Here is an 18839-nt window from a genome sequence, read left to right on the forward strand (position 1 = left end):
CCGAAAACTAACATATGATACAAATTTCGCTGCTGCCGCAGTGGTCTACACACCCCCCCGGTTTTGCCCGCGCCGGGGTTTGTGCTATTTCGAACCTTTCAATTGATGTCCGGTTGTTGGTCGCATGGTCGAACTTGCCCCCCGGAATTCACAAGCCAGCAGCCTGATTGGCGTGCAGCCGATTGCGATCGGCGCCGTGGCGCTGGTGCTCGTGCTGTTCGGGATCGGCTCGATCGCGCTGTGGCGCGCCTACACCGGCAACGTGCCGGAGACCGACCGCATGGTCGCCGCGCGGCAGTTGCAGGCGCGGACCGCGCAGGTCTCCGAGGCCCTGGTGGAAAAGACCAAGGGCATGGAGGCGACCCAGCAGGAATCCATCGACCAGCTGCAGGAGGTGCAGGACCAGCTGCAGACCATGCGCAAGCAGCTCGCCTTGCAGGCGGCCGATGCCAAGAGGCTCTCCGACCAGGTCGCCGCGCTGACCGAACAGGTCGAGGGTTTGCGCCAGTCGCTGGCGAGTGCGCAGGCCAACGAGCCGGCCGCCGAGCCCGCGCCCCGCAAGCGCTCGAAGGCCACCCGTAGCGCCAACCGGAAGCGCCACAGGTCGCGCGGTTGACGCCCCCGCAGACCCCGCCCACCCAGGTGACCAGCCATAAAAATGCGCCAAATCCCGAGCAAGATCATCATCTAACGGGAACTTTCGCGCTCGAGGGCTGCCGGCGGCGGCCGATCATGAGTGCCCGTTACCGTGAATTAATCCTGACTTTGTGAACTGGTTCACATATCGGCCTTCGAATCCGAGTCATCTTCGAATGACCGGATGGCGTGAGCCGATTTCAATATCCGGGGCTGGCAAGGTCGTTGACGGTATACTACGTCGACGGCCTTGTTTTTTGGGGTCCTTGAATCCCGCTCGCGACCGCCCGGCAGGAAAGCTCCGGCTCGAGATCCCGAAGGCGGCCCTCGCCGCGCGAAAGATGCAGACCGCCTGAAGAAATACGGCGTGCTCGGCTGACAACTCTGGATGCGCAGCGTCACCGCGGCCAAAGCCGCGGCGAACGGAATTGCCGCCCTATTCGGTGCGATCGCGCGAGACGCGACCACCTCGCAGTCGCAGCCGCGCAAGCTTCGGCTCGAGCTCGCGCAGCATGTAGATCAGCGCAACGGCAAGGCTCGCAACAACCACCATGAGCAGCAATGTCAGGTCCGGAATGGTCAGCATCTTTGATGTCCTCTGGGCCCGGCTTCAATCGCGGCCGGGCCATCTGTTTTCGCGGCGCGCTCACGCACGGACTTCTGCAAGGCGGTGCAAGCTGCATACCAGTGTCCCGAATCCGAAGTTCGCATCATTTGCCGCACCTTCGGAGCGAACTTCGGATTCGATAAGGACACTAGCAAACTTATGATTCTAGTGTGCTTTATGAATGCGAAGTTCGTGAAAGTGGTTGCCGCGAAATCGCACGAACTTCGCATTCAGCACACTAGTGCGCGACAGAGAACGCGGCGGCCGGGCATCGAAACGCCGGCCGCGCCGATCATTGCAAGACCATCAGCATGGCGAGCGAATGGACCGGCCATGCATGAGCGAATGGCTCAATTGCAAACCTGCACCGGCCGAACGCGCCAGCCATACGGTGTCATCACGCCGCGGCGCACGACGTAACAACCGCCGTAACCGTAGCCGTAGCCGTCGTCATAGCCGTAGCCCGCGTAGTATGGATTGCCATAGTAGCCGTCATAGTAATCGTAGGCGCCATAGCCCAGCCCGAAGCCGACCGCTGCCGCCGCGAGCGGATAGCCCCAGCCGCCGCCCCAGCCGCGCCGATAGTAGCCACCGTTCCAGCCGCCACCACGCCAGCCTCCACCGTGCCAGCCGCGGCCGGCCCAACCGCCGCCGCCGATCGCAGCCGACCGGAAGCCACCGCCTCCGCCCATCGCCCGGAATGCAGCGCCGCCGCCGTGGAAGCCGCCAAATCCGCCGCCGCGGAAGCCGCCACCACCATGAAAGCCGCCGCCACCGAAGCCACCGCGTGCCGACGCAGCATCGACGGTGAACAGACCGACCGAGGCCGTCGCCAGCAAGGCAATCATCGTTTTACGCAACATTACCCGTTACTCCTCTTTTCAAAGGCTTTGTTTTCAAGCCTCCTCCGCCGCGTCCTGCGTATGCTAGCTCAATCTAGGACCGCGGCTTCTACCGCGCGCCTATGTCGCGCTCACATCTGCGCGACCCGCGTTCATCAAAGCACGGCCGTCAGAAGTTAACAGCCGCGGCAGATGCCTTTCGTACGGCGCTCGACTTTTTCGTTCTCGTCGGCGATGGCCTTGTCGACGCTCTCGGTCGTCGTTGCCGATCCGGTGGTAACGCCTCTGCCGGTATTGGGGCCGCCGGAGGATTGCGCGGTCCCGGCGCTGTTGGTCCCGGCCGGCGGCGACGTGGCTTGCGGCGATGTCGGGCTGGCTGACGAAGGGCTGCCGGTCCCGGCGCCGCTCCCGGTACCTTGGGCGACGGTAACCGCGGGCGTCAGCACAATCGCGATTGTCGCGAGCGCGGTGGTGACAGATAATTTGCGCATGGCAATTCTCCCTTGCGGACGTCAACGAGTCCGCAAAAGGCCGGTTCCCGCAGGCGTTGGAGCAATACAGTTTGGGAGCAATGCAATTTGCGCAAGCTGATCGAGTTTGACGACGACACTTTCGACAAGCTGAAACAGCTGGGGCGCGACCGGATGGCGACCTGGCAGGAGCTCGCCGACGAAGCTTTCGCCGACCTGCTCAAGAAGCACGGCATTCCGATCGACCTGAAGGATGCACTGCGCAAGAGCGCAAGACTTCAGGAGGCAACGAGACCGCAAGACGCAGCGAAGCCTCGCACCACGGCAGCGAACGCCGCGCGCAAGCGCGGCCGCAAGCGCTGAGGCCTCAGCCGATCTTCTTCAGTCCCGCTTTGTATTGCGGACCCCTGATCGCGTAGGACTTCGCCGGCCGCGACAACGCCTCGGCCTGCGCAGCGTCAAGCGTACGCACCACACGCGCGGGCGCACCGATGATCAGGGAATTTTCCGGAAACTCCTTGCCCTCGGTGATGACGGAGCCGGCACCGACCACGCTGCCGCGCCGGATCCGCGCGCCGTTCATCACGATCGATCCCATCCCGATCAGCACGCCGTCTTCCAGCGTGCAGCCGTGCACGATCGCATTGTGCCCGATGGTGACGTTGTTGCCGATGCTGAGGGGAAAACCGGGATCGACGTGCAGGGTGGAATTGTCCTGGACGTTGGAGCCCTCGCCGATCTCGATCCACTCATTGTCGCCGCGCAGCACGGCGCCGAACCAGACGCTCGCGGCGGACTTGAGGCGGACCTTGCCGATTACAACGGCATTGTCGGCGATGAAGTAGCTGCCGTCGGCGGGAAGATCGGGCGCCTGCCCGTCGAGTTCGTAGATCGCCATTGAGGTCTCCCTGGAGCGTTTTCGAGCGAAGTGGACACCGGTTCGCGTGAAGAAAACGCGTCGAAACGAAAATCCAGAGCTTCGGTTTCTGATTCAATCAGAACCGAAGCCCTGATCGCAGGAGACCTTGGCACGACGGCCGACATGGTTTCAAGCAAGCGCGACCGTGATCGGCCGCGGATCATGATCGGATCAGGCCAGCACGCCCGCAGCGCGCAGCGTCATCACGAAGAAGGTGCCCGACATCAGGCTCCAGAAGCCGGAGATGACGGTTGCCATCATCACGAATTCGAAGCGGCGGCGCTCGATGCGCGCCCCGCGCAGCGTGTTGCGCATGATGATGAACGGTGCGGCGAAGACGAGGAACGGGACCGCGGCGAAGGTCTTCGGCGCCGCGCCCTCCTGCAGCAGACCGAAACCGGCCGGGCGCTCCGCCATCGCCTGGTAACCGTTGGCCAGCGCGCCCGCGAGCGCGAAACCGATCAAGAGCGAGAACAGGGAATTCAAGGTATCGGGCGACATCGGAACTTCCGCTACGCAACAGGCCACCCGCCCTGCTTCGCAGAATTGGCAGCCTGCCGCCACATCATCCTTAAGGAAAGGTTAACCGGACACATTAGGCGCGGCGTTTGCGCATGGCCATTCGGTCCCGGATTCCATTGGAATCGTACGGAAATTCCCCGCTACGTGGCATATTCGGCAGATGATTCGGCCACTCCCGACCTGATCTCAGCCTCGCTCATGACGCTTCTCTCGACCGCCCAACATCTCGCCCGCGACACCCGCCGCAACCCGCGCGCGCATCTCGTTCCGATCATCGCCTCGGCGGTGATCGCGGCGGGCGCGGTCGCGCTTGTCGCCTATCTGCTGTGGCCGACCTACACGACCATCCCGCCGAGCGATCCGTCGCGGCTGCCGGTGAGCGTCGGCGGCACGCTGTTCAACGTGCCGACGATGGCGGTGCGCATGAAGATCCAGCGCCACTCCGGGCCGCAGGAGCGCGTCGATTTGAGCTTCCTCTATCCGTCGCTGGACGCGCCCGCCGCGCCGAAGCACTACAGCGCCGATACGGTCGATGACAAGGTGCAGCCGATCGACAGGATCTTCGTATCGATCGCGGCGCACCACGATTCACTCGCGCCGGACATGCGCCTGCGCACGATCTATCCGCGCTATCTCGACGAGCGCGCAAACATTGATGACGGCCTGACGGCGCGCGCGTTCCGCGACGGCACGCCCTATGGCGGCGAGGACCTGTTCACCGCGAGCGAGCCGCAGCTGACCGCGCGCTGCACGCGCGACACCTCGACGCCCGGCATGTGCCTGAGTGAGCGGCGCATCGACGGCGCCGACCTGATCTTTCGCTTTCCGCGCAGCTGGCTCGCGCAGTGGCGCGACATCGCCACCGCGATGAACCGCCTCTCCGCGCAGATGCACAGCGCGAAGGGATGACACAGTCATTGCAAGCGGAGCGACGTGTCCGCGAAGGACGGTCGCTCCAGCGCAAAATCGCTCTGCAATTTTGTCGCGAGTTCGTCGTAACGACGTGTGAAGGCGAGGCTGTTCCGCCTTACTCGGCCAGATCCTCTTCCAGGATCGCCATCTGGAACTGGAACGAGCGATCATCGTCCTCGTCGTCGACGAACAACACGCCGATGAACTCCTCGCCGATATAGACCTCGGCCGAGTCGTCCTTCTTGGGCCGCGGCACCACGCGGATCTTGGGATTGCTGAACACGCGTTTGAGATACGCGTCGAGCTTCCTGACTTCCTGAACGTCCACGGCCGTCTCCAATCGGGTCGATGATTTTCGGGGGAGTTTTAGGACGAGACGGCAAAGATCGCCAGAGCCTTTTCAGGCTTTGGCGACGTGATGTTGCGCACACGACTCTTGCTTGGGCGCTTTTTCGCCGCGATCAGAAAGCGAGTGAAATCAAAGCCCGATCGCGCTGAGCATCTGGTCCATGGTACGCGACGGCTCGGCACAGCCGGCCTCGCCGACGATTTTCGCCGGCACGCCCGCGACCGTGACGTTGTGCGGCACCGGCTTGACCACGACCGAGCCGGCCGCGATGCGCGCGCAATGACCGATCTCGATATTGCCGAGGATCTTGGCGCCGGCGCCGATCAGCACGCCGTGGCGGATCTTCGGATGGCGATCCTCGTTCTCCTTGCCGGTGCCGCCGAGCGTGACGCCATGCAGGATCGAGACATCGTCCTCGATGACCGCCGTCTCGCCGCAGACGAAACCGGTGGCATGATCGAGGAAGATGCCGCGGCCGATCCTGGCGGCCGGGTTGATGTCGGTCTGGAACACGGCCGAGGAGCGGCTCTGCAGGTAGAAGGCAAAATCCTTGCGGCCCTTCTGATAGAGCCAGTGCGCGAGACGGTGGGTCTGCAGCGCGTGAAAGCCCTTGAAGTAGAGCAAGGGATCGATGAAGCGCGAGGTCGCCGGATCGCGGTCATAGACGGCGACGAGATCGGCGCGGAACGCGTTGCCGATATCGGGCTCATCGCGCAGTGCCTCGCCATAGGTCTGGCGGATCAAGTCGCCCGACAGCGCGGCGTGATCGAGCCGCTCGGCAATGCGATGGACCACCGAATCTTCCAGCCGCTCATGATGCAGCACGGTCGCATAGATGAAGGATGCGAGTTCCGGCTCCCGCCGCAGGATGTCCTCCGCCTCCCCGCGGATTCGATCCCAGATCGGATCGAGCGCCGCAAGCTTGCCTCCCTGCGGATTGACCTGATGAACTGCCATAGCTGCTCTCGCAATTCGGTTGTTCTGATGTGCGTTATAGCACGATGGACCCAGCGCGTCCCGGGATGGCTCAGTACGGTAAACCCCAGCCGAACACCCCCGGGCCGGCGTCTAGGGGAATTGGTCGGGATTTTGCCGAAATCAAGCCGTGCTTCTGCAACTATTGGCGGATTTCGTCCCCCGTGTGGTTTTGGGCATGGTCGGCCCCAATAAAAGGGGGAAACATCATCAATACCCGGAGTTTAGGTGCCCGCCTGACCGATGCACGGTCGGTCTGGATCGCGACCATTGCCATCCCCCTCCTGCTGCTCGCCCCTGCCTTCTGGAACGGCTATCCGCTGCTCCAATGGGATACCGGCGGCTATCTGGCGCGCTGGTATGAGGGCTACCTGGTGCCGAGCCGGTCCACGGTATTCGGCATCTACCTCCATGTCGGCGAGACATCGGATTTCTGGCTCAACCTCGGCATCCAGACCCTGGCGACGCTGTGGATCCTGCAGCTGACGCTGCGCGTGCTCGGCCTCGCCCGGCCGGTCCGGCTGATCGCGATCAGCCTCGCGCTGATCGCAACCACCGCTTTGCCCTGGCTGGCCAGCATGCTGCTGACCGACATCTTCGCCGGCCTTTCGGTGCTCGCGCTCTTCATCCTCGTCCTGCACGGCGAACGGATCTCGACGCTGGAGAAGGCGGTGCTGTTCGGGTTCATCGCGTTCTCGGCCGCCACGCACAGCGCGACGCTGGCGGTGCTGCTCGGCCTGTGCTGCGTCGGCTGGATGCTGCGTCCGTGGCTCGGCCGCCGCATTCCGGTCGCGGGCCTGGTACAAGGCAGCCTGACCACCGTCGCCGGCGCGGCGATGCTGCTGGCGGCGAACTTTGCGCTGTCCGGACAGCTGGCCTGGACGCCCGGCGGCTATGGCGTCGCCTTCGGCCGCATGCTGCAGGATGGCATCGTCGCGCAATACCTGCACGATCATTGCGCGACGGAGAAGCTGAAGCTCTGCCCCTATCGCAACGAGTTGCCGCCGACCGCGGACGACTTCCTGTGGGGCCACAGCATGTTCAACACGCTCGGCCGCTTCAAGGGACTGAATGACGAGATGGGCACCATCGTGCTGCGCTCGCTGGCCGAATATCCGGAATGGCAGGCAAAGGCGGCGCTGACGGCAACCGCCGACCAGCTCATGCACGTCGCGACCGGTGAAGGCACCAATGGCTGGATCCCGCATACCTACGGCATCATCGAGCGCTACATTCCCAAACAGGTCCGGCCGATGCGCGCGGCGCGGCAGCAACGCTGGCATCTCGACTTCACCGCGATCAACCGCATCCACGTGCCGGTCGCGCTGGGCTCGATGCTCCTGGTCGTCATCCTGTTCGGCCGCGGACTGTGGCAGCGGCGGCTCGACGATCTGACGTTGCTGGCGGGCACGGTCACGCTCGCCTTGCTCGGCAATGCCTTTGTCTGCGGCGTGATCTCGGGACCGCACGACCGCTACGGCGCGCGCATGGTGTGGGTCGCGACCTTCGTGGTGCTGATCGCGGCCGCGCGCGCCTTCGCCAGGGATGAAGCCGACGATCTATTTTCGCCGCGACAGGAAGTCGGTGACCCCGGTCTTGTAGACCTTGTCGCCGACCGCCCGCATGTGATCGCGGTTCGGAATGTCGAGCACCTCCGAACCCGGAATGATCCGGCCGAGCGCTGACGCCGAGCCCGCTATCTCGTCCTTGCTGCCGACCGCGATCAAAACCGGCACGCGGATGCCGGCCGCCTCCTCGCGCGTCATCAGGCGGCGCGAGCCGCGCAGGCAGGCGGCGAGCGCGCGGCGGTCGGAGCGGGTCTGATCGGCAAAGGCGCGGAAGGTACGGCCGACCGGGTCGGTGACATCGTCGAGCGACGGCGCCTCCAGCGCCAGCGCGACCGCCTCGCCGGGGCCGCCGCCCTCGATCAGTCCGATGCCGATCCCGCCAAGGATCGCCGAGCGCACCCGATCGGGATTCTCTCGCGCCAGGATCGCGGTCATCCGCGAGCCCAGCGAATAGCCCATGATGTCGGCGCGCGCGATTCCGAGATGGTCCATCAGCGCGATCACGTCGCCGGCCATGGTCGCGATCTCGTACTGCGCGGCATCGTAGAGCTTGGCGGATTCGCCGTGGCCGCGATTGTCGAGCGCGATCACCCGACGGCCGGCCTTGACGAGATCGGACACCCAGGTCGGGTAGATCCAGTTGACGTTCTTGCTCGAGGCAAAGCCGTGCACCAGCACGATCGGTTCGCCCGCGCCTTCGTCGATAAAGGCAATTTCAACATCGCCGTGATGGAAACTCGGCATCATCCATTCCGTTTGTTCTTGGGATTTGCGATTGGCGATCGACAGGCGACCGCAAGCCTAACCCTGGGCGGGCATACTCGCCAAGGTAGCCTGAGCGGCCATCTGCCGCTTCAGGCGCAGCACCTTGCTTCGTCTGAGCCACCAGGCGGTGGCCCGTTCGGTGGTGGCCTTGATCGACGACAGGAAGCCGAACAGCGCCAGCAGCGCGCCGAACAGCCACATGGTGAGATTGAATGCGCCGGCCGCCAGCAGCAGCGCGCCGCGGCCGAGCAGCTTCAGGATCGCGCGGGTCTGGCCGCCCTTGACCTCGGCGATCCGCGCCGCCCGCGCGATCTCCCTCGGATTCTCGGCGACCTTCAGCGTATCCCGCGCAGCGCGAACCCCGGCCGCCTCGCCGATGCGCCCGACGTCCTTGGCGACGCGCACCAGCGCGCCGGCCTTCTCGGCGCGGAAGGCCGCGCGGATCGCGGTTGCGGTTTGCACCGGCCGCAGCACCGAGCCGGATACGACCGCCTCGCGCAGCGCCGGCTGATTGACGACCTCGCGGGTCGAGCGTCCGGCCCATTCGATCATCCCCTCGCTCAGCCGTCCGGCCTTGCGCGTATCCTTGACCAGCGTCAGCCCGGCGCGCAGCGGCCCGGCGCCGCCGACCGACACATAGGTGGCCGCGGTCACCGCGAGCCCGGCGGCCGCGAGGCCGAGCACCAGCTGGTCGGTGTCCTCGCCCATCACGAGGTGCTTGCCCTCGCGCACGACATCCCTGACATCGCCGAATACGAACAGGTCGCCGGCGACCGTGCCGGACAGGCTTGCGACATCGTCGGCATTGCCGGTCACCAAGCCCGTGGCGAAGCCCTTGGCGAAATGCATGCTGGATGATTGCTCGGCGCGCGCGTCATCGACGCGCTTGGTGAGGTCATCACTGAGCGCGATGTTCTTCTCGCCGGCGAGTTCGACAAAGCTGGCCGCAAGGTCGGCATCGCCGGAGGCCAGCGCCGCCTCGATATTGTCCGAGATCAACGCCGGGTTGTTGCGCAGCACGGAATTGAGCCTGATGTCGGCGAGCGCAGCGGGATCGTCCCGCGCCGCCAGCACGGTGCCGGCGTCACGGGCGTGCGGCCAAATAGCCGCGCCCACGGCAGCACTTGCTGCCACGCCGACCACCGCCAAGCTGACGCGCACCCGATTCATCCCGATAAAACCTCTAGTTTTATTCGCCTTGGAGATAGTGTGCCGTTTTTGCGACACAACGGCTCCGACCAAAGGAGGGCTTCTCTGGGACGACAAGATTGTGTCGAATTTGCATGAGCAAATGAGCCATCGGGGCTCTAGGAATCAACTGTTCCCGCCAGTATGGTGCGCGGCATTTCGCGATGCCGCATGCTGTTGATTGCGTCTGCCCATCGTTGCCATCAAGGTGAGAATATGTCCGACCACGTCGTCCCGCACTTCCATAACGATGCCGGTGTCTCGGTGATCGAAATCGGATCGCAGGAGTTCATGTGCGTCGGCGCCAACCCGCCGTTCGACCATCCGCACGTGTTCCTCGACCTCGGCAATGACAACGAGATTATCTGCCCGTACTGCTCGACGCTTTATCGCTTCGCATCCGACCTCGCGGCCGGCGAAGCGCGGCCGCCGGAATGCGTGCTGAAAGACAAGGTCGCCTGACCGCTCCGTGGCGCTGACGCGAACCGTCATCGTTGCAGGCGCCGGGATCGGAGGACTGACGGCGTCGCTGACACTGGCGGCACAGGGCTTTCGCGTCGTCGTGCTGGAGAAGGCCGAACGGCTCGAGGAAGCCGGCGCCGGCATCCAGCTCTCTCCCAATGCCAGCCGCATCCTGGTCGAGCTCGGGCTCAAGGAACCGCTTGCGCGGCGCGCGGTCACGCCTGAATCCGTCAACATCCTGAGCGCGCGGGCCGGTGGCGAGATCGCACGGATGCCGCTTGGCCAGGCCGCCGAGTTCCGCGCCGGCGCACCCTATTGGGTAATCCACCGCGCCGACTTGCAGGCCGCGCTGCAGGCCGCCGCGAGCGACCATCCCGATATCGATCTGCGGCTCGGCTGCCAGTTCGAGGATGTGACCAAGCATGCGCGAGGCCTCACCGTCGTCCAACGCCGCGGCAATTCACGGCAGGAGGAATTGGCCGTCGCGCTGATCGGCGCCGACGGCATCTGGTCGTCGGTGCGCGGGCATTTGTTTCCGGATGTGCAGCCGCAATTCTCCGGCCTGATCGCCTGGCGCGGCACGCTGGACGCCACCGCCCTGCCGCGTGAATACACCGCACCGCGCGTGCAGCTCTGGATGGGACCGGACGCGCATCTCGTCGCCTATCCCATCTCGGCCGGACGCCAGATCAACGTGGTCGCGATCGTATCGGGCACCTGGAACCGGCCGGGCTGGAGCGAGCCCGGCGACATCGACGAGATCAAGGCTGCATTCGCCACCGCGCGCTGGCCCACTACAGCGCGGATGCTGATCGGCGCGGTCGACGGCTGGCGCAAATGGGCGCTGTTCACCCTGCCCGACATCGGCCGCTGGAGCGAAGGCGCGGTGACGCTGCTCGGCGATGCCGCGCATGCGATGCTGCCGTTTGCCGCCCAAGGCGCCGGCATGGCGATCGAGGATGCGGCCGTGCTCGCCAAGGCCTTGAGCGACAGCACCGGGGAAAACACCGCGGGCATTCCCGCCGCGTTGAAGCGCTACGCACGGGTGCGGCGCGGGCGCGTGCTGAAAGTGCAGCGCCTGGCGCGACAGCAGGGCCGCATCTATCATTTGCGTGGGCCCGCGGCGATCGCGCGCGATCTGGCGATCCGCGCCATCGGTCCGGAGCGCATGCTGGCGCGGCAGGACTGGATTTACGACTGGCGCGCCTGAGCTCGGCCAATCACGACCGACCCGTCTGGAAACGCCGGCTTAGTGGACGAGGCCCCGTGGCGCGCGCGGGCCCTTCGCCGCCGGCGTGGGGGTAGCGGGGGCAGCGGCCGCAGGCGTGTCCGGCGGGCTTTCATGGCACTTGCCCTTGCGCCAGGCCTCATCCGCCAGCTTCTGCTGGGAGTGGATCGAGATCAGCTCGTTGCGATAGACCATCTCGGAGACGACAGTACCGCCGACGCCGGTCTCCGCCTTGGCCATCAATTTTTCCTGATCCGCCGCGCGGGTCTTGAGATTGCTGCGCTCGTTCTCGAGCTGCTTGCAATCATAAAGCTCGTACTTGGCGGGATCGGCGAATGCCGACGGCACGGTGTCGCCGATCTGCGCGCAGCCGGAAACGCCCGCGGCCGAGGCGAACAGCGCGATGACGGCCGCCGCGCGCGACAGCTTCAGGCGGCGTGGGAAACGAACGGACATTCAGCTTTCTTAACCGGACAGTGTTGAGATTGCCTAAAGCAGCCACCGGTGTCCGGATTGAGGCTCAATCGCGGCGGCGCGCTGCTTATCCCAATGCCCGGCCGCCGAGGCAAATGGAATTGCGGGCCGCCGCTTAAGCCTTTGAAAGCTCACCTGTTAGCACCGGATAATGACAATTCCACTCGGCGCCCAAACGCGCTAGAAATCGGCGCGCCTGGCGCAACGCGGACGTGGCGGAACTGGTAGACGCAAGGGACTTAAAATCCCTCGATGGCAACGTCGTGTGGGTTCGAGTCCCACCGCCCGCACCAACCTTCGCATGCCACGCGCACCCGAGCGGGCCAGCGTCGTGTTTTCCGGCTGTGGCGCAGTTCACACGCCGCGGTCGCTGTCTGTCGTAGTCTTGCCCGCATTGGAAATTCCGGCCGCGCATTTTCGCGGCTGTTGCATTTCGAAATCAATTTTTGTCGGAGATCGGCGATGGAGATTGCGAAGCGCAATCGGATTGCAAACTGCAATCGGATTACCAGCGAAACGGCGCGCGATCATGGTGCCTTTACTCTCGAACACTGCGACGATGCGGCTCATTGCAGCAACGGGCTCGATGCCCAGAATTTCCGCGACGCTGCGCCCGACGACCGCGCGATCTACCGGCGATGGATCCGCGGCGCGATCATGGTGTACGGACTGCTCGCGTTTGCCGCTGGAGCGGTGGTCTGGATGAGCGGAACCGGCATCGGACAGACACAGCTCACGAGCTTGTCGAGCCCGAGCAGCATGAGACCAGACCACGGCGATTAGCGGTCGCCGGTTCGGAACTCGCACCCTGCGTATTCGTTGTCATGCCGCAATTGGAGCATGACGATGCCGAACGACGATCCATCCGCGCAGCGCGCAACCGACCAACCCGATCAGCGCAAGGAGCGCCCCTCCCCGCCGCAGCACGCACCACAAGGCGGACCACCGCTCAGCGACGGACTGGAGCAGCTCCGCGACAGCCACACCTGACACGCGACAGCGCGAAAAAGAAAAATGGCCGGGACAAGTCCCGGCCATTTGTTTTGCGTCAAGCCGCAAGCTTACTCGGACTTGTCGATATTCCAGAAGATCGGCGTTGCCGGGCCGTCGAGCACACCGGTCAGCGACTTCCGCCATGCGCTCGGAATGGTGTACTGGCCGAGCGGAACGTAGATCACCTGATCGTAGGCCTCGGTCTGGATTTCCGCGGCGATCTTCTTCTTTTCCTCAGCCGAGCCGGCGCGCGCGAACTTGTCACGCAGCTCCTCGATCTTCGGGTCTTCGGCCCAGCCGAACCAGCCGCCATTCTTGCCGCGACCGGTGATCGACGCGTTGACGATCGGATCGGAGACGTCGGCCGCGACCCAGTTGGTGAAGAACATGTTCCAGCCGCCTTCCTTCGGCGGCTTCTGGCTGGCGCGGCGGGTCACCACGGTCTGCCAGTCGGTGGCCTGCAGGTCGACCTTGAAGCCGGCCTCGCGCAACTGCTGCGCAGCCACGACCGGCTGCGCCTTCAGCGTCGTGACGTCGCCCGGCGCCATAATCACCACGGGGGTGCCGTCATAGCCGGATGCGGCAAGCGCCTTCTTGGCTTCCGCCAGGCCGTTGCCCTTCACCAGCGTTTCGGCCCCGACGTCGGTCTCGAGCGGCGTGCCGCAGACGAAGAAGGCGCCGCAGACCCTCTGGTACTTGGCGTTGCCGACCAGCGCGTCGAGCACGTCCTTCTGGTTCATCGCCAGGAACGCAGCCCGGCGCACCTTCGGATTGTCGAACGGCGGATAGAGAAAGTTCATGCGTCCGAGGGTCTGGAAGCCGAACTTGTTGAGGACGTCGATCTTGAGATCCGGATTGGCTTCGAGCACCGGCAGCATGTCGAACGGAAGGTTCTCCATGAAATCGATGTCGCCGGATTGCAACGCGTTCACCGCGGTCTGCGCATCGGCCATCGTGACCCACTCGACGCGGTCGACCTTGACGACCTTGCCGCCCGCGGTCCAGCTCGCCGGCTCCTTGCGCGGCACGTAGTCCTTGTTCTTCTCATAGACCGCCTTCACGCCCGGCTGGAATTCCGCCTGCACGAATTTGAACGGTCCGGAGCCGATCTGTTCCGGGATCGGCTTGTCCGGCGGCGTCTCGGCCAGACGCTTCGGCATCATGAACGGCACGCGCGATGACGGCTTGCCGATCGATTCCAGCACGAGGCCGTAGGGTTCCTTCAGCTTCAGCGTGATGGTCTTGGCGTCGGTCGCCTCCAGGCTCGCGACGAAGTCCATCAGCTTCTGGCCCATGCCGTCGACCTTGCCCCAACGCTGCAGCGAGGCGACGCAGTCTTCCGCGGTGACCGGCGCGCCGTCGTGCCACTTCAGACCGTCGCGCAGTGTGAACGTGTAGGTCAGCTTGTCGTCGGAAACCTTCCAGTCCGCCATCTGCGGCTGGATCTTGAAATTGGAATCCGTCGCCAGCAGCGTGTCATAGATCATGTAGCCATGATCGCGGGTGATGTAGGCCGTGGTCATGATCGGATCGATGACGCGCAGATCCGAGTGCATCACCGCGGTGATGGTCTTGCCCGCGGCCATCGCCTGCGGCGCGAATGACAATTCCTGCGGCGCGAACGACAGCGCGAGCGCCGTCAACGCGGCCGCTAGCGTGCGGTGTTTCCAACGCGAGATAGGGAACATGCAATCTCTCCTGACGTGTAACTGGTCAAAGCCGGCTTATTCGTTATGCATGTGGTTCGCTATTTAGGCGAACTAACATGCTGTATGGCTTGTGAAATCGAGACTTGCACCAAGCGCCAAGCGCGTCAATCGGTTTCAGGTCGCATCGGACGTACACAAACGAATGAGGCCGCGCGCCAGATTTTGGCTTTACAAAATCGTCGGCTGAGATTTTCGTAACGCGCGCGCGATGCCGGCGCCGTCAGAACAACAAGAGAGAACAACGATGAACCCCGCCAATCTCCCCTTTGATTCCGAAACGATGCTGCAGGGCCTGCGCAGCTGGGTGGAATGCGAAAGCCCGACCTGGGACGCCGCCGCGGTCGAACGCATGCTCGATCTCGCCGCCCGCGAGATGGCGATCATGGGTGCGACGATCGAGCGCATCGCCGGACGCCAGGGCTTCGCGGGCTGCGTCCGCGCCCGTTTTCCCCATCCGAAACAAGGCCAGCCCGGCATCCTGATCGCCGGCCATCTGGACACCGTTCACCCCGTCGGCACCATCGAGAACCTGAAGTGGCGGCGCGAAGGCAACAAGTGCTTCGGGCCGGGCATCTTCGACATGAAGGGCGGCAACTACCTGTCGATCGAGGCGATCAGGCAATTGGCGCGCGCCTCTTTCACGACTCCGCTGCCGATCACCGTGCTGTTCACCCCCGACGAAGAGGTGGGCACGCCGTCGACGCGCGACATCATCGAGGCGGAAGCCGCGCGCAACAAATATGTGTTGGTGCCGGAGCCCGGCCGTCCAAACAACGGCGTCGTCACCGGCCGCTATGCGATCGCGCGCTTCAACCTGGAAGCCACCGGCAAGCCCAGCCATGCCGGCGCAACGCTGTCTTCCGGCCGCTCCGCGATCCGCGAGATGGCGCGGCAGATCATCGCCATCGACGGCATGACCACCGAGGACTGCACCTTCTCGGTCGGCATCGTGCATGGCGGCCAGTGGGTCAATTGCGTCGCAACGACCTGCACCGGCGAAGCGCTCAGCATGGCCAAGCGCCAGGCCGATCTCGACCGTGGCGTCGAGCGCATGCTGGCACTGTCGGGCACCGCCAACGACGTGACCTTCAAGGTGACGCGCGGCGTCACCCGCCCGGTGTGGGAGCCCGATGCGGGCACCATGGCGCTCTATGAAAAGGCAAAAGGCCTTGCTGCAGCGATGGGTCTCGATCTGCCGCACGGCAGCGCCGGCGGCGGCTCGGACGGCAACTTCACCGGCGCGATGGGCATCCCCACGCTCGACGGCCTCGGCGTTCGCGGCGCCGATGCACATACGCTCAACGAGCACATCGAGGTCGACAGCCTCGCCGAACGCGGCCGCCTGATGGCGGCACTGCTGGCGACGCTGGACTGACATCGATTGCACTGCACAACACGTTGGCACTGCCGGATCGAAATTTAGCCTTGTCCATTTTTAAGGCTTCGCCTACGGTCCGGCCGTCCAACGCGACGATGCGGGAGAGATCGAAGCGACAACATTCGTGTTGTTGGCTTCGGCGCCGACGGAGCAACCGCCCCGGAAACTCTCAGGCAAAAGGACTGTATCGTCAGGACGATCTGGAGAGAGACGAACATGGCCGCACATCAAGGGCCATGACGTCCACCGAAGGGGATAGTTCGCTTCTGGCCACAGCCCGATGCGGATCAAGCTCTCAGGTACCGTGACAGATGGGGCGCCGAATGCCGGTTTGACCGGTGGTTCGGCGACTCTAACCCACGGGAGCCTGACAACCATCATGCCACATATCGCGATTATCGGCGCCGGCATCACCGGCGTAACGACGGCCTATGCCCTGCTTGAACGCGGCTACAAGGTGACTGTCCTTGACAGGCATCGCTACGCCGCGATGGAAACTTCGTTCGCCAATGGCGGACAGCTTTCCGCCAGCAACGCCGAAGTCTGGAACAGTGCTGCGACCATCCTGAAGGGGCTGCGCTGGATGCTCAGAAGCGACGCCCCGCTGCTGATGAACCCGAAGCCGAGCTGGCACAAATATTCCTGGATCAGCGAGTTCGTCGGCCACATCACGCGCTATCGCGGCAACACCATCGAGACCACGAAGCTCGCCATCGAAGCGCGCAAGCATCTGTTCTCGATCGCAGAGCGCGAAAACATCGCCTTCGATCTCGAACGCCGCGGCATCCTGCACGTCTATCACGACAGGGCCGGCTTCGAAGCCGGCCTCAAGGTCAACACGCTGCTGCAGCAAGGCGGGCTCGACCGCCGGCCGGTGACCCCGGACGAGATCCGCGTCATCGAACCCGCGCTGCAGACAACCTGCTATGGCGGCTTCTTCACGCCGTCCGACGCGACCGGCGATATTCACAAATTCACGCGTGGGCTTGCCGACGCCTGCATCCGCCGTGGCGCGAGCTTCGTCCATGAAGCCGACGTCGACACGATCGCACACGGCGATGACGGCTTCCGCATCGGCTGGAACGAAGCTGCTTCACATGATGCTGCGGTCGCGACGCGACAGCAGCTACAGGCGGACGGGATCGTGATTTGCGCCGGCGTGGCGAGCCGCCACTTCGCCAGCCTGCTCAACGACCGCGTCAATGTCTATCCGGTGAAGGGCTATTCGATCACTGTGCAGCTCGATGCGCCGCAAAGCCGGAATGCCGCCCCAACCGTCAGCCTGCTCGATGAAGCTGCGAAGATCGTCACCAGCCGGCTCGGCGCCGACCGCTTCCGCGTCGCCGGCACCGCCGAGTTCAACGGCTTCAACCGCGACATTCGCGCCGATCGCATTCAACCGCTGGTGGACTGGGTGCGGCATCATTTCCCGGAGATCGATACGTCGAAAGTCGTGCCATGGGCGGGCCTGCGCCCGATGATGCCGAACATGATGCCGGTGGTTCGCGCCGGACGGATTCCGGGCGTGTTCTACAATACGGGCCACGGTCATCTCGGCTGGACGCTGTCGGCGGCGACGGCGCAGATGGTGGCCCAGGCGATCGACGATTGGCGCGACCTCGACACGCCGCCGATGGCGCCGTCGTTCGGCGCCGGGCTCGATGTGCCCGCCGACGCGCGCAAAGCTGAAATCAATCCACCTTCCAGTGGACTGCTTCGAACTTCACCGGAGGAATAATCGCGGCCAACAGGACTGATTAGCTGCACCGCAAAATCCGCAGCACCGATGGCATGGGACTTGCTCAAGTTCTACCGTGAGTCTGCTACCATCTGTGCTACGGTCTGGTGTGCAACGGTCCCGCTGGGGACTTCATCGACCACAACCCAACGGATCAAATTTGCTCGGATATCTGCTTCGCCGCATCCTCGCCGCCATTCCCGTGATGGGCGTGGTGGCTCTGTTCGTGTTCCTGTTGCTGCGGCTGACGCCGGGCGACCCGGCCGCCATCCTCGCCGGCGACAACGCGACGCCCGAACAGCTCGAACGCATTCGGACCTCGCTTGGTCTGAACGAGCCGATCTACATCCAGTTCTACACCTGGATCGCCAAGTTGCTGCACGGCGACCTCGGCGTCTCCCTGATCTCGAACAAGCCGATCCTCGAAATGATCGTCCCGCGCCTCGAGCCCTCGATCTCGGTCGCGCTGGCCACCATCATCCTCTCGATCCTGGTGGCGGTGCCCCTCGGCGTGATCGCGGCGTGGAAGCACGGCACCTGGATCGACCGCTTCGTGATGGGGCTTTCCGTGCTCGGCTTCTCGGTGCCGGTGTTCGTCATCGGCTATGTGCTGATCCAGATCTTTGCGATTGATCTGCGCTGGGTTCCGGTACAGGGCTTCAAGAGCATCTCGGCCGGCTTCGGTCCGTTCTTCCAGCGCCTCATCCTGCCGACCTGCACACTCTCCTTCATCTATGTCGCGCTGATCGCACGCATGACGCGGGCCTCGATGCTCGATGTGCTCGGCGAGGATTACGTGCGCACGGCGCGGGCCAAGGGCATCGGCGAGACCGGCGTGCTGCTGCGCCATGCGCTGCGCAACGCCGCCGTGCCGGTCATCACGGTGATCGGTTCCGGCTTCGCGCTGCTGATCTCCGGCGTCGTCGTCACCGAGAGCGTGTTCAATCTGCCCGGCATCGGCCGCCTCACCGTCGATGCGGTGCTGGCGCGCGACTATCCGGTGATCCAGGCGATGATCCTGTTGACGTCGGGTATCTACGTCGCGGTCAATCTGTTGATCGACCTCGCCTACACCCTGCTCGATCCTCGTATCCGGTACTGAGC

Annotated in this window: 20 protein-coding genes, 1 tRNA gene, 1 pseudogene and 2 riboswitches; of the genes and pseudogenes, 11 read left to right on the plus strand and 11 right to left on the minus strand. The window is 64.3% G+C overall.

All coding sequences use genetic code 11. The features are described 5' to 3' along the window. Positions 1-124: 124 nt before the first annotated feature. Positions 125-616 carry a hypothetical protein gene (locus tag ACVW1B_RS19230; protein WP_076830140.1) on the plus strand — a complete coding sequence of 164 codons (492 nt, stop codon included), beginning with the start codon at positions 125-127 and terminating at the stop codon, positions 614-616. A 456-nt stretch (positions 617-1072) separates the two neighbouring features. Here ACVW1B_RS19230 and ACVW1B_RS19235 read toward each other — a convergent pair whose 3' ends face one another. The 3 genes from ACVW1B_RS19235 to ACVW1B_RS19245 all read right to left on the minus strand — a co-directional run bounded on the left by ACVW1B_RS19235 (position 1073) and on the right by ACVW1B_RS19245 (position 2576). Then, positions 1073-1222: a hypothetical protein gene (locus ACVW1B_RS19235; protein ID WP_253608020.1), complete on the minus strand. Its 150-nt coding sequence runs from the start codon at positions 1220-1222 to the stop codon at positions 1073-1075. A gap of 371 nt (positions 1223-1593) precedes the next feature. After that, positions 1594-2106: a hypothetical protein gene (locus tag ACVW1B_RS19240; RefSeq protein WP_456780313.1), complete on the minus strand. Its 513-nt coding sequence runs from the start codon at positions 2104-2106 to the stop codon at positions 1594-1596. A 155-nt stretch (positions 2107-2261) separates the two neighbouring features. Next, the gene (locus ACVW1B_RS19245; RefSeq protein WP_057019070.1) at positions 2262-2576 is read right to left on the minus strand and encodes a hypothetical protein; all 315 of its coding nucleotides are present in this window, start codon (positions 2574-2576) and stop codon (positions 2262-2264) included. Positions 2577-2663: 87 nt separating this feature from the next. Between ACVW1B_RS19245 and ACVW1B_RS19250 the strand changes: the two genes are divergently transcribed. Further along, positions 2664-2918 carry a hypothetical protein gene (locus tag ACVW1B_RS19250; RefSeq protein WP_456822041.1) on the plus strand — a complete coding sequence of 85 codons (255 nt, stop codon included), beginning with the start codon at positions 2664-2666 and terminating at the stop codon, positions 2916-2918. 4 nt (positions 2919-2922) lie between these two features. On the opposite strand, the gene ACVW1B_RS19255 is transcribed toward ACVW1B_RS19250, so the two are convergent. Both ACVW1B_RS19255 and ACVW1B_RS19260 read right to left on the minus strand, forming a co-directional pair. Further along, entirely contained in the window at positions 2923-3453 is a 531-nt protein-coding gene (locus tag ACVW1B_RS19255) for a gamma carbonic anhydrase family protein (RefSeq protein WP_028336118.1), read from the minus strand. Between the two features lie 192 nt (positions 3454-3645). Then, entirely contained in the window at positions 3646-3975 is a 330-nt protein-coding gene (locus tag ACVW1B_RS19260) for a DUF6949 family protein (protein ID WP_028336117.1), read from the minus strand. A gap of 219 nt (positions 3976-4194) precedes the next feature. Between ACVW1B_RS19260 and ACVW1B_RS19265 the strand changes: the two genes are divergently transcribed. After that, the gene (locus ACVW1B_RS19265; protein ID WP_168856765.1) at positions 4195-4905 is read left to right on the plus strand and encodes a hypothetical protein; all 711 of its coding nucleotides are present in this window, start codon (positions 4195-4197) and stop codon (positions 4903-4905) included. A 118-nt stretch (positions 4906-5023) separates the two neighbouring features. Here the strand turns inward: ACVW1B_RS19265 and ACVW1B_RS19270 are convergent, their stop codons facing one another. Next, complete coding sequence (locus ACVW1B_RS19270; protein WP_021077729.1) at positions 5024-5236, minus strand: DUF3126 family protein; 213 nt, start codon at positions 5234-5236, stop codon at positions 5024-5026. Between the two features lie 150 nt (positions 5237-5386). Continuing rightward, positions 5387-6214, minus strand: a complete 828-nt coding sequence (gene cysE, locus ACVW1B_RS19275; RefSeq protein WP_092089661.1) for a serine O-acetyltransferase — start codon at positions 6212-6214, stop codon at positions 5387-5389. Between the two features lie 182 nt (positions 6215-6396). Between cysE and ACVW1B_RS19280 the strand changes: the two are divergent. Beyond that, positions 6397-7788, plus strand: a pseudogene (locus ACVW1B_RS19280) (hypothetical protein); the annotation flags it as partial. Between the two features lie 3 nt (positions 7789-7791). Here ACVW1B_RS19280 and ACVW1B_RS19285 read toward each other — a convergent pair. Both ACVW1B_RS19285 and ACVW1B_RS19290 read right to left on the minus strand, forming a co-directional pair. Continuing rightward, complete coding sequence (locus ACVW1B_RS19285) at positions 7792-8544, minus strand: alpha/beta fold hydrolase (RefSeq protein ID WP_456822042.1); 753 nt, start codon at positions 8542-8544, stop codon at positions 7792-7794. A gap of 57 nt (positions 8545-8601) precedes the next feature. Continuing rightward, positions 8602-9735 (minus strand): hypothetical protein, encoded by a 1134-nt coding sequence (locus ACVW1B_RS19290; protein ID WP_456822043.1) that lies wholly within the window; start codon positions 9733-9735, stop codon positions 8602-8604. Between the two features lie 234 nt (positions 9736-9969). Between ACVW1B_RS19290 and ACVW1B_RS19295 the strand changes: the two genes are divergently transcribed. After that, positions 9970-10215, plus strand: a complete 246-nt coding sequence (locus ACVW1B_RS19295) for a zinc-finger domain-containing protein (RefSeq protein WP_018272338.1) — start codon at positions 9970-9972, stop codon at positions 10213-10215. A gap of 7 nt (positions 10216-10222) precedes the next feature. Next, positions 10223-11425 carry an FAD-dependent monooxygenase gene (locus ACVW1B_RS19300; protein WP_456780308.1) on the plus strand — a complete coding sequence of 401 codons (1203 nt, stop codon included), beginning with the start codon at positions 10223-10225 and terminating at the stop codon, positions 11423-11425. A gap of 39 nt (positions 11426-11464) precedes the next feature. Here the strand turns inward: ACVW1B_RS19300 and ACVW1B_RS19305 are convergent, their stop codons facing one another. Further along, entirely contained in the window at positions 11465-11899 is a 435-nt protein-coding gene (locus ACVW1B_RS19305) for a twin-arginine translocation pathway signal (protein WP_456780307.1), read from the minus strand. Positions 11900-12123: 224 nt separating this feature from the next. Here ACVW1B_RS19305 and ACVW1B_RS19310 point away from each other — a divergent pair. Together ACVW1B_RS19310 and ACVW1B_RS19315 are read left to right on the plus strand one after the other, a co-directional pair. Further along, positions 12124-12210: transfer RNA gene (locus ACVW1B_RS19310), tRNA-Leu, on the plus strand. 169 nt (positions 12211-12379) lie between these two features. Next, positions 12380-12700, plus strand: coding sequence for a hypothetical protein (locus ACVW1B_RS19315; RefSeq protein ID WP_456780306.1), 321 nt, complete (start codon positions 12380-12382; stop codon positions 12698-12700). A 278-nt stretch (positions 12701-12978) separates the two neighbouring features. Here the strand turns inward: ACVW1B_RS19315 and ACVW1B_RS19320 are convergent, their stop codons facing one another. Next, entirely contained in the window at positions 12979-14598 is a 1620-nt protein-coding gene (locus tag ACVW1B_RS19320) for an ABC transporter substrate-binding protein (protein WP_456780305.1), read from the minus strand. A gap of 265 nt (positions 14599-14863) precedes the next feature. On the opposite strand from ACVW1B_RS19320, the gene ACVW1B_RS19325 reads away from it, so the two are divergent. The 3 genes from ACVW1B_RS19325 to ACVW1B_RS19335 all read left to right on the plus strand — a co-directional run bounded on the left by ACVW1B_RS19325 (position 14864) and on the right by ACVW1B_RS19335 (position 18837). Then, on the plus strand, positions 14864-15994 hold the full coding sequence (locus ACVW1B_RS19325; RefSeq protein ID WP_456780304.1) for a M20/M25/M40 family metallo-hydrolase: 1131 nt from the start codon (positions 14864-14866) through the stop codon (positions 15992-15994). A gap of 91 nt (positions 15995-16085) precedes the next feature. Then, positions 16086-16192: riboswitch (glycine riboswitch) on the plus strand. A gap of 3 nt (positions 16193-16195) precedes the next feature. Next, a riboswitch (glycine riboswitch) is annotated at positions 16196-16310 on the plus strand. Between the two features lie 66 nt (positions 16311-16376). Next, the gene (locus ACVW1B_RS19330; protein WP_253608011.1) at positions 16377-17735 is read left to right on the plus strand and encodes a D-amino acid dehydrogenase; all 1359 of its coding nucleotides are present in this window, start codon (positions 16377-16379) and stop codon (positions 17733-17735) included. 160 nt (positions 17736-17895) lie between these two features. Beyond that, the gene (locus ACVW1B_RS19335) at positions 17896-18837 is read left to right on the plus strand and encodes an ABC transporter permease (protein ID WP_028336105.1); all 942 of its coding nucleotides are present in this window, start codon (positions 17896-17898) and stop codon (positions 18835-18837) included. The last annotated feature ends 2 nt before the right edge of the window (positions 18838-18839 follow it).

Source organism: Bradyrhizobium sp. USDA 4502 (genome assembly GCF_054063355.1).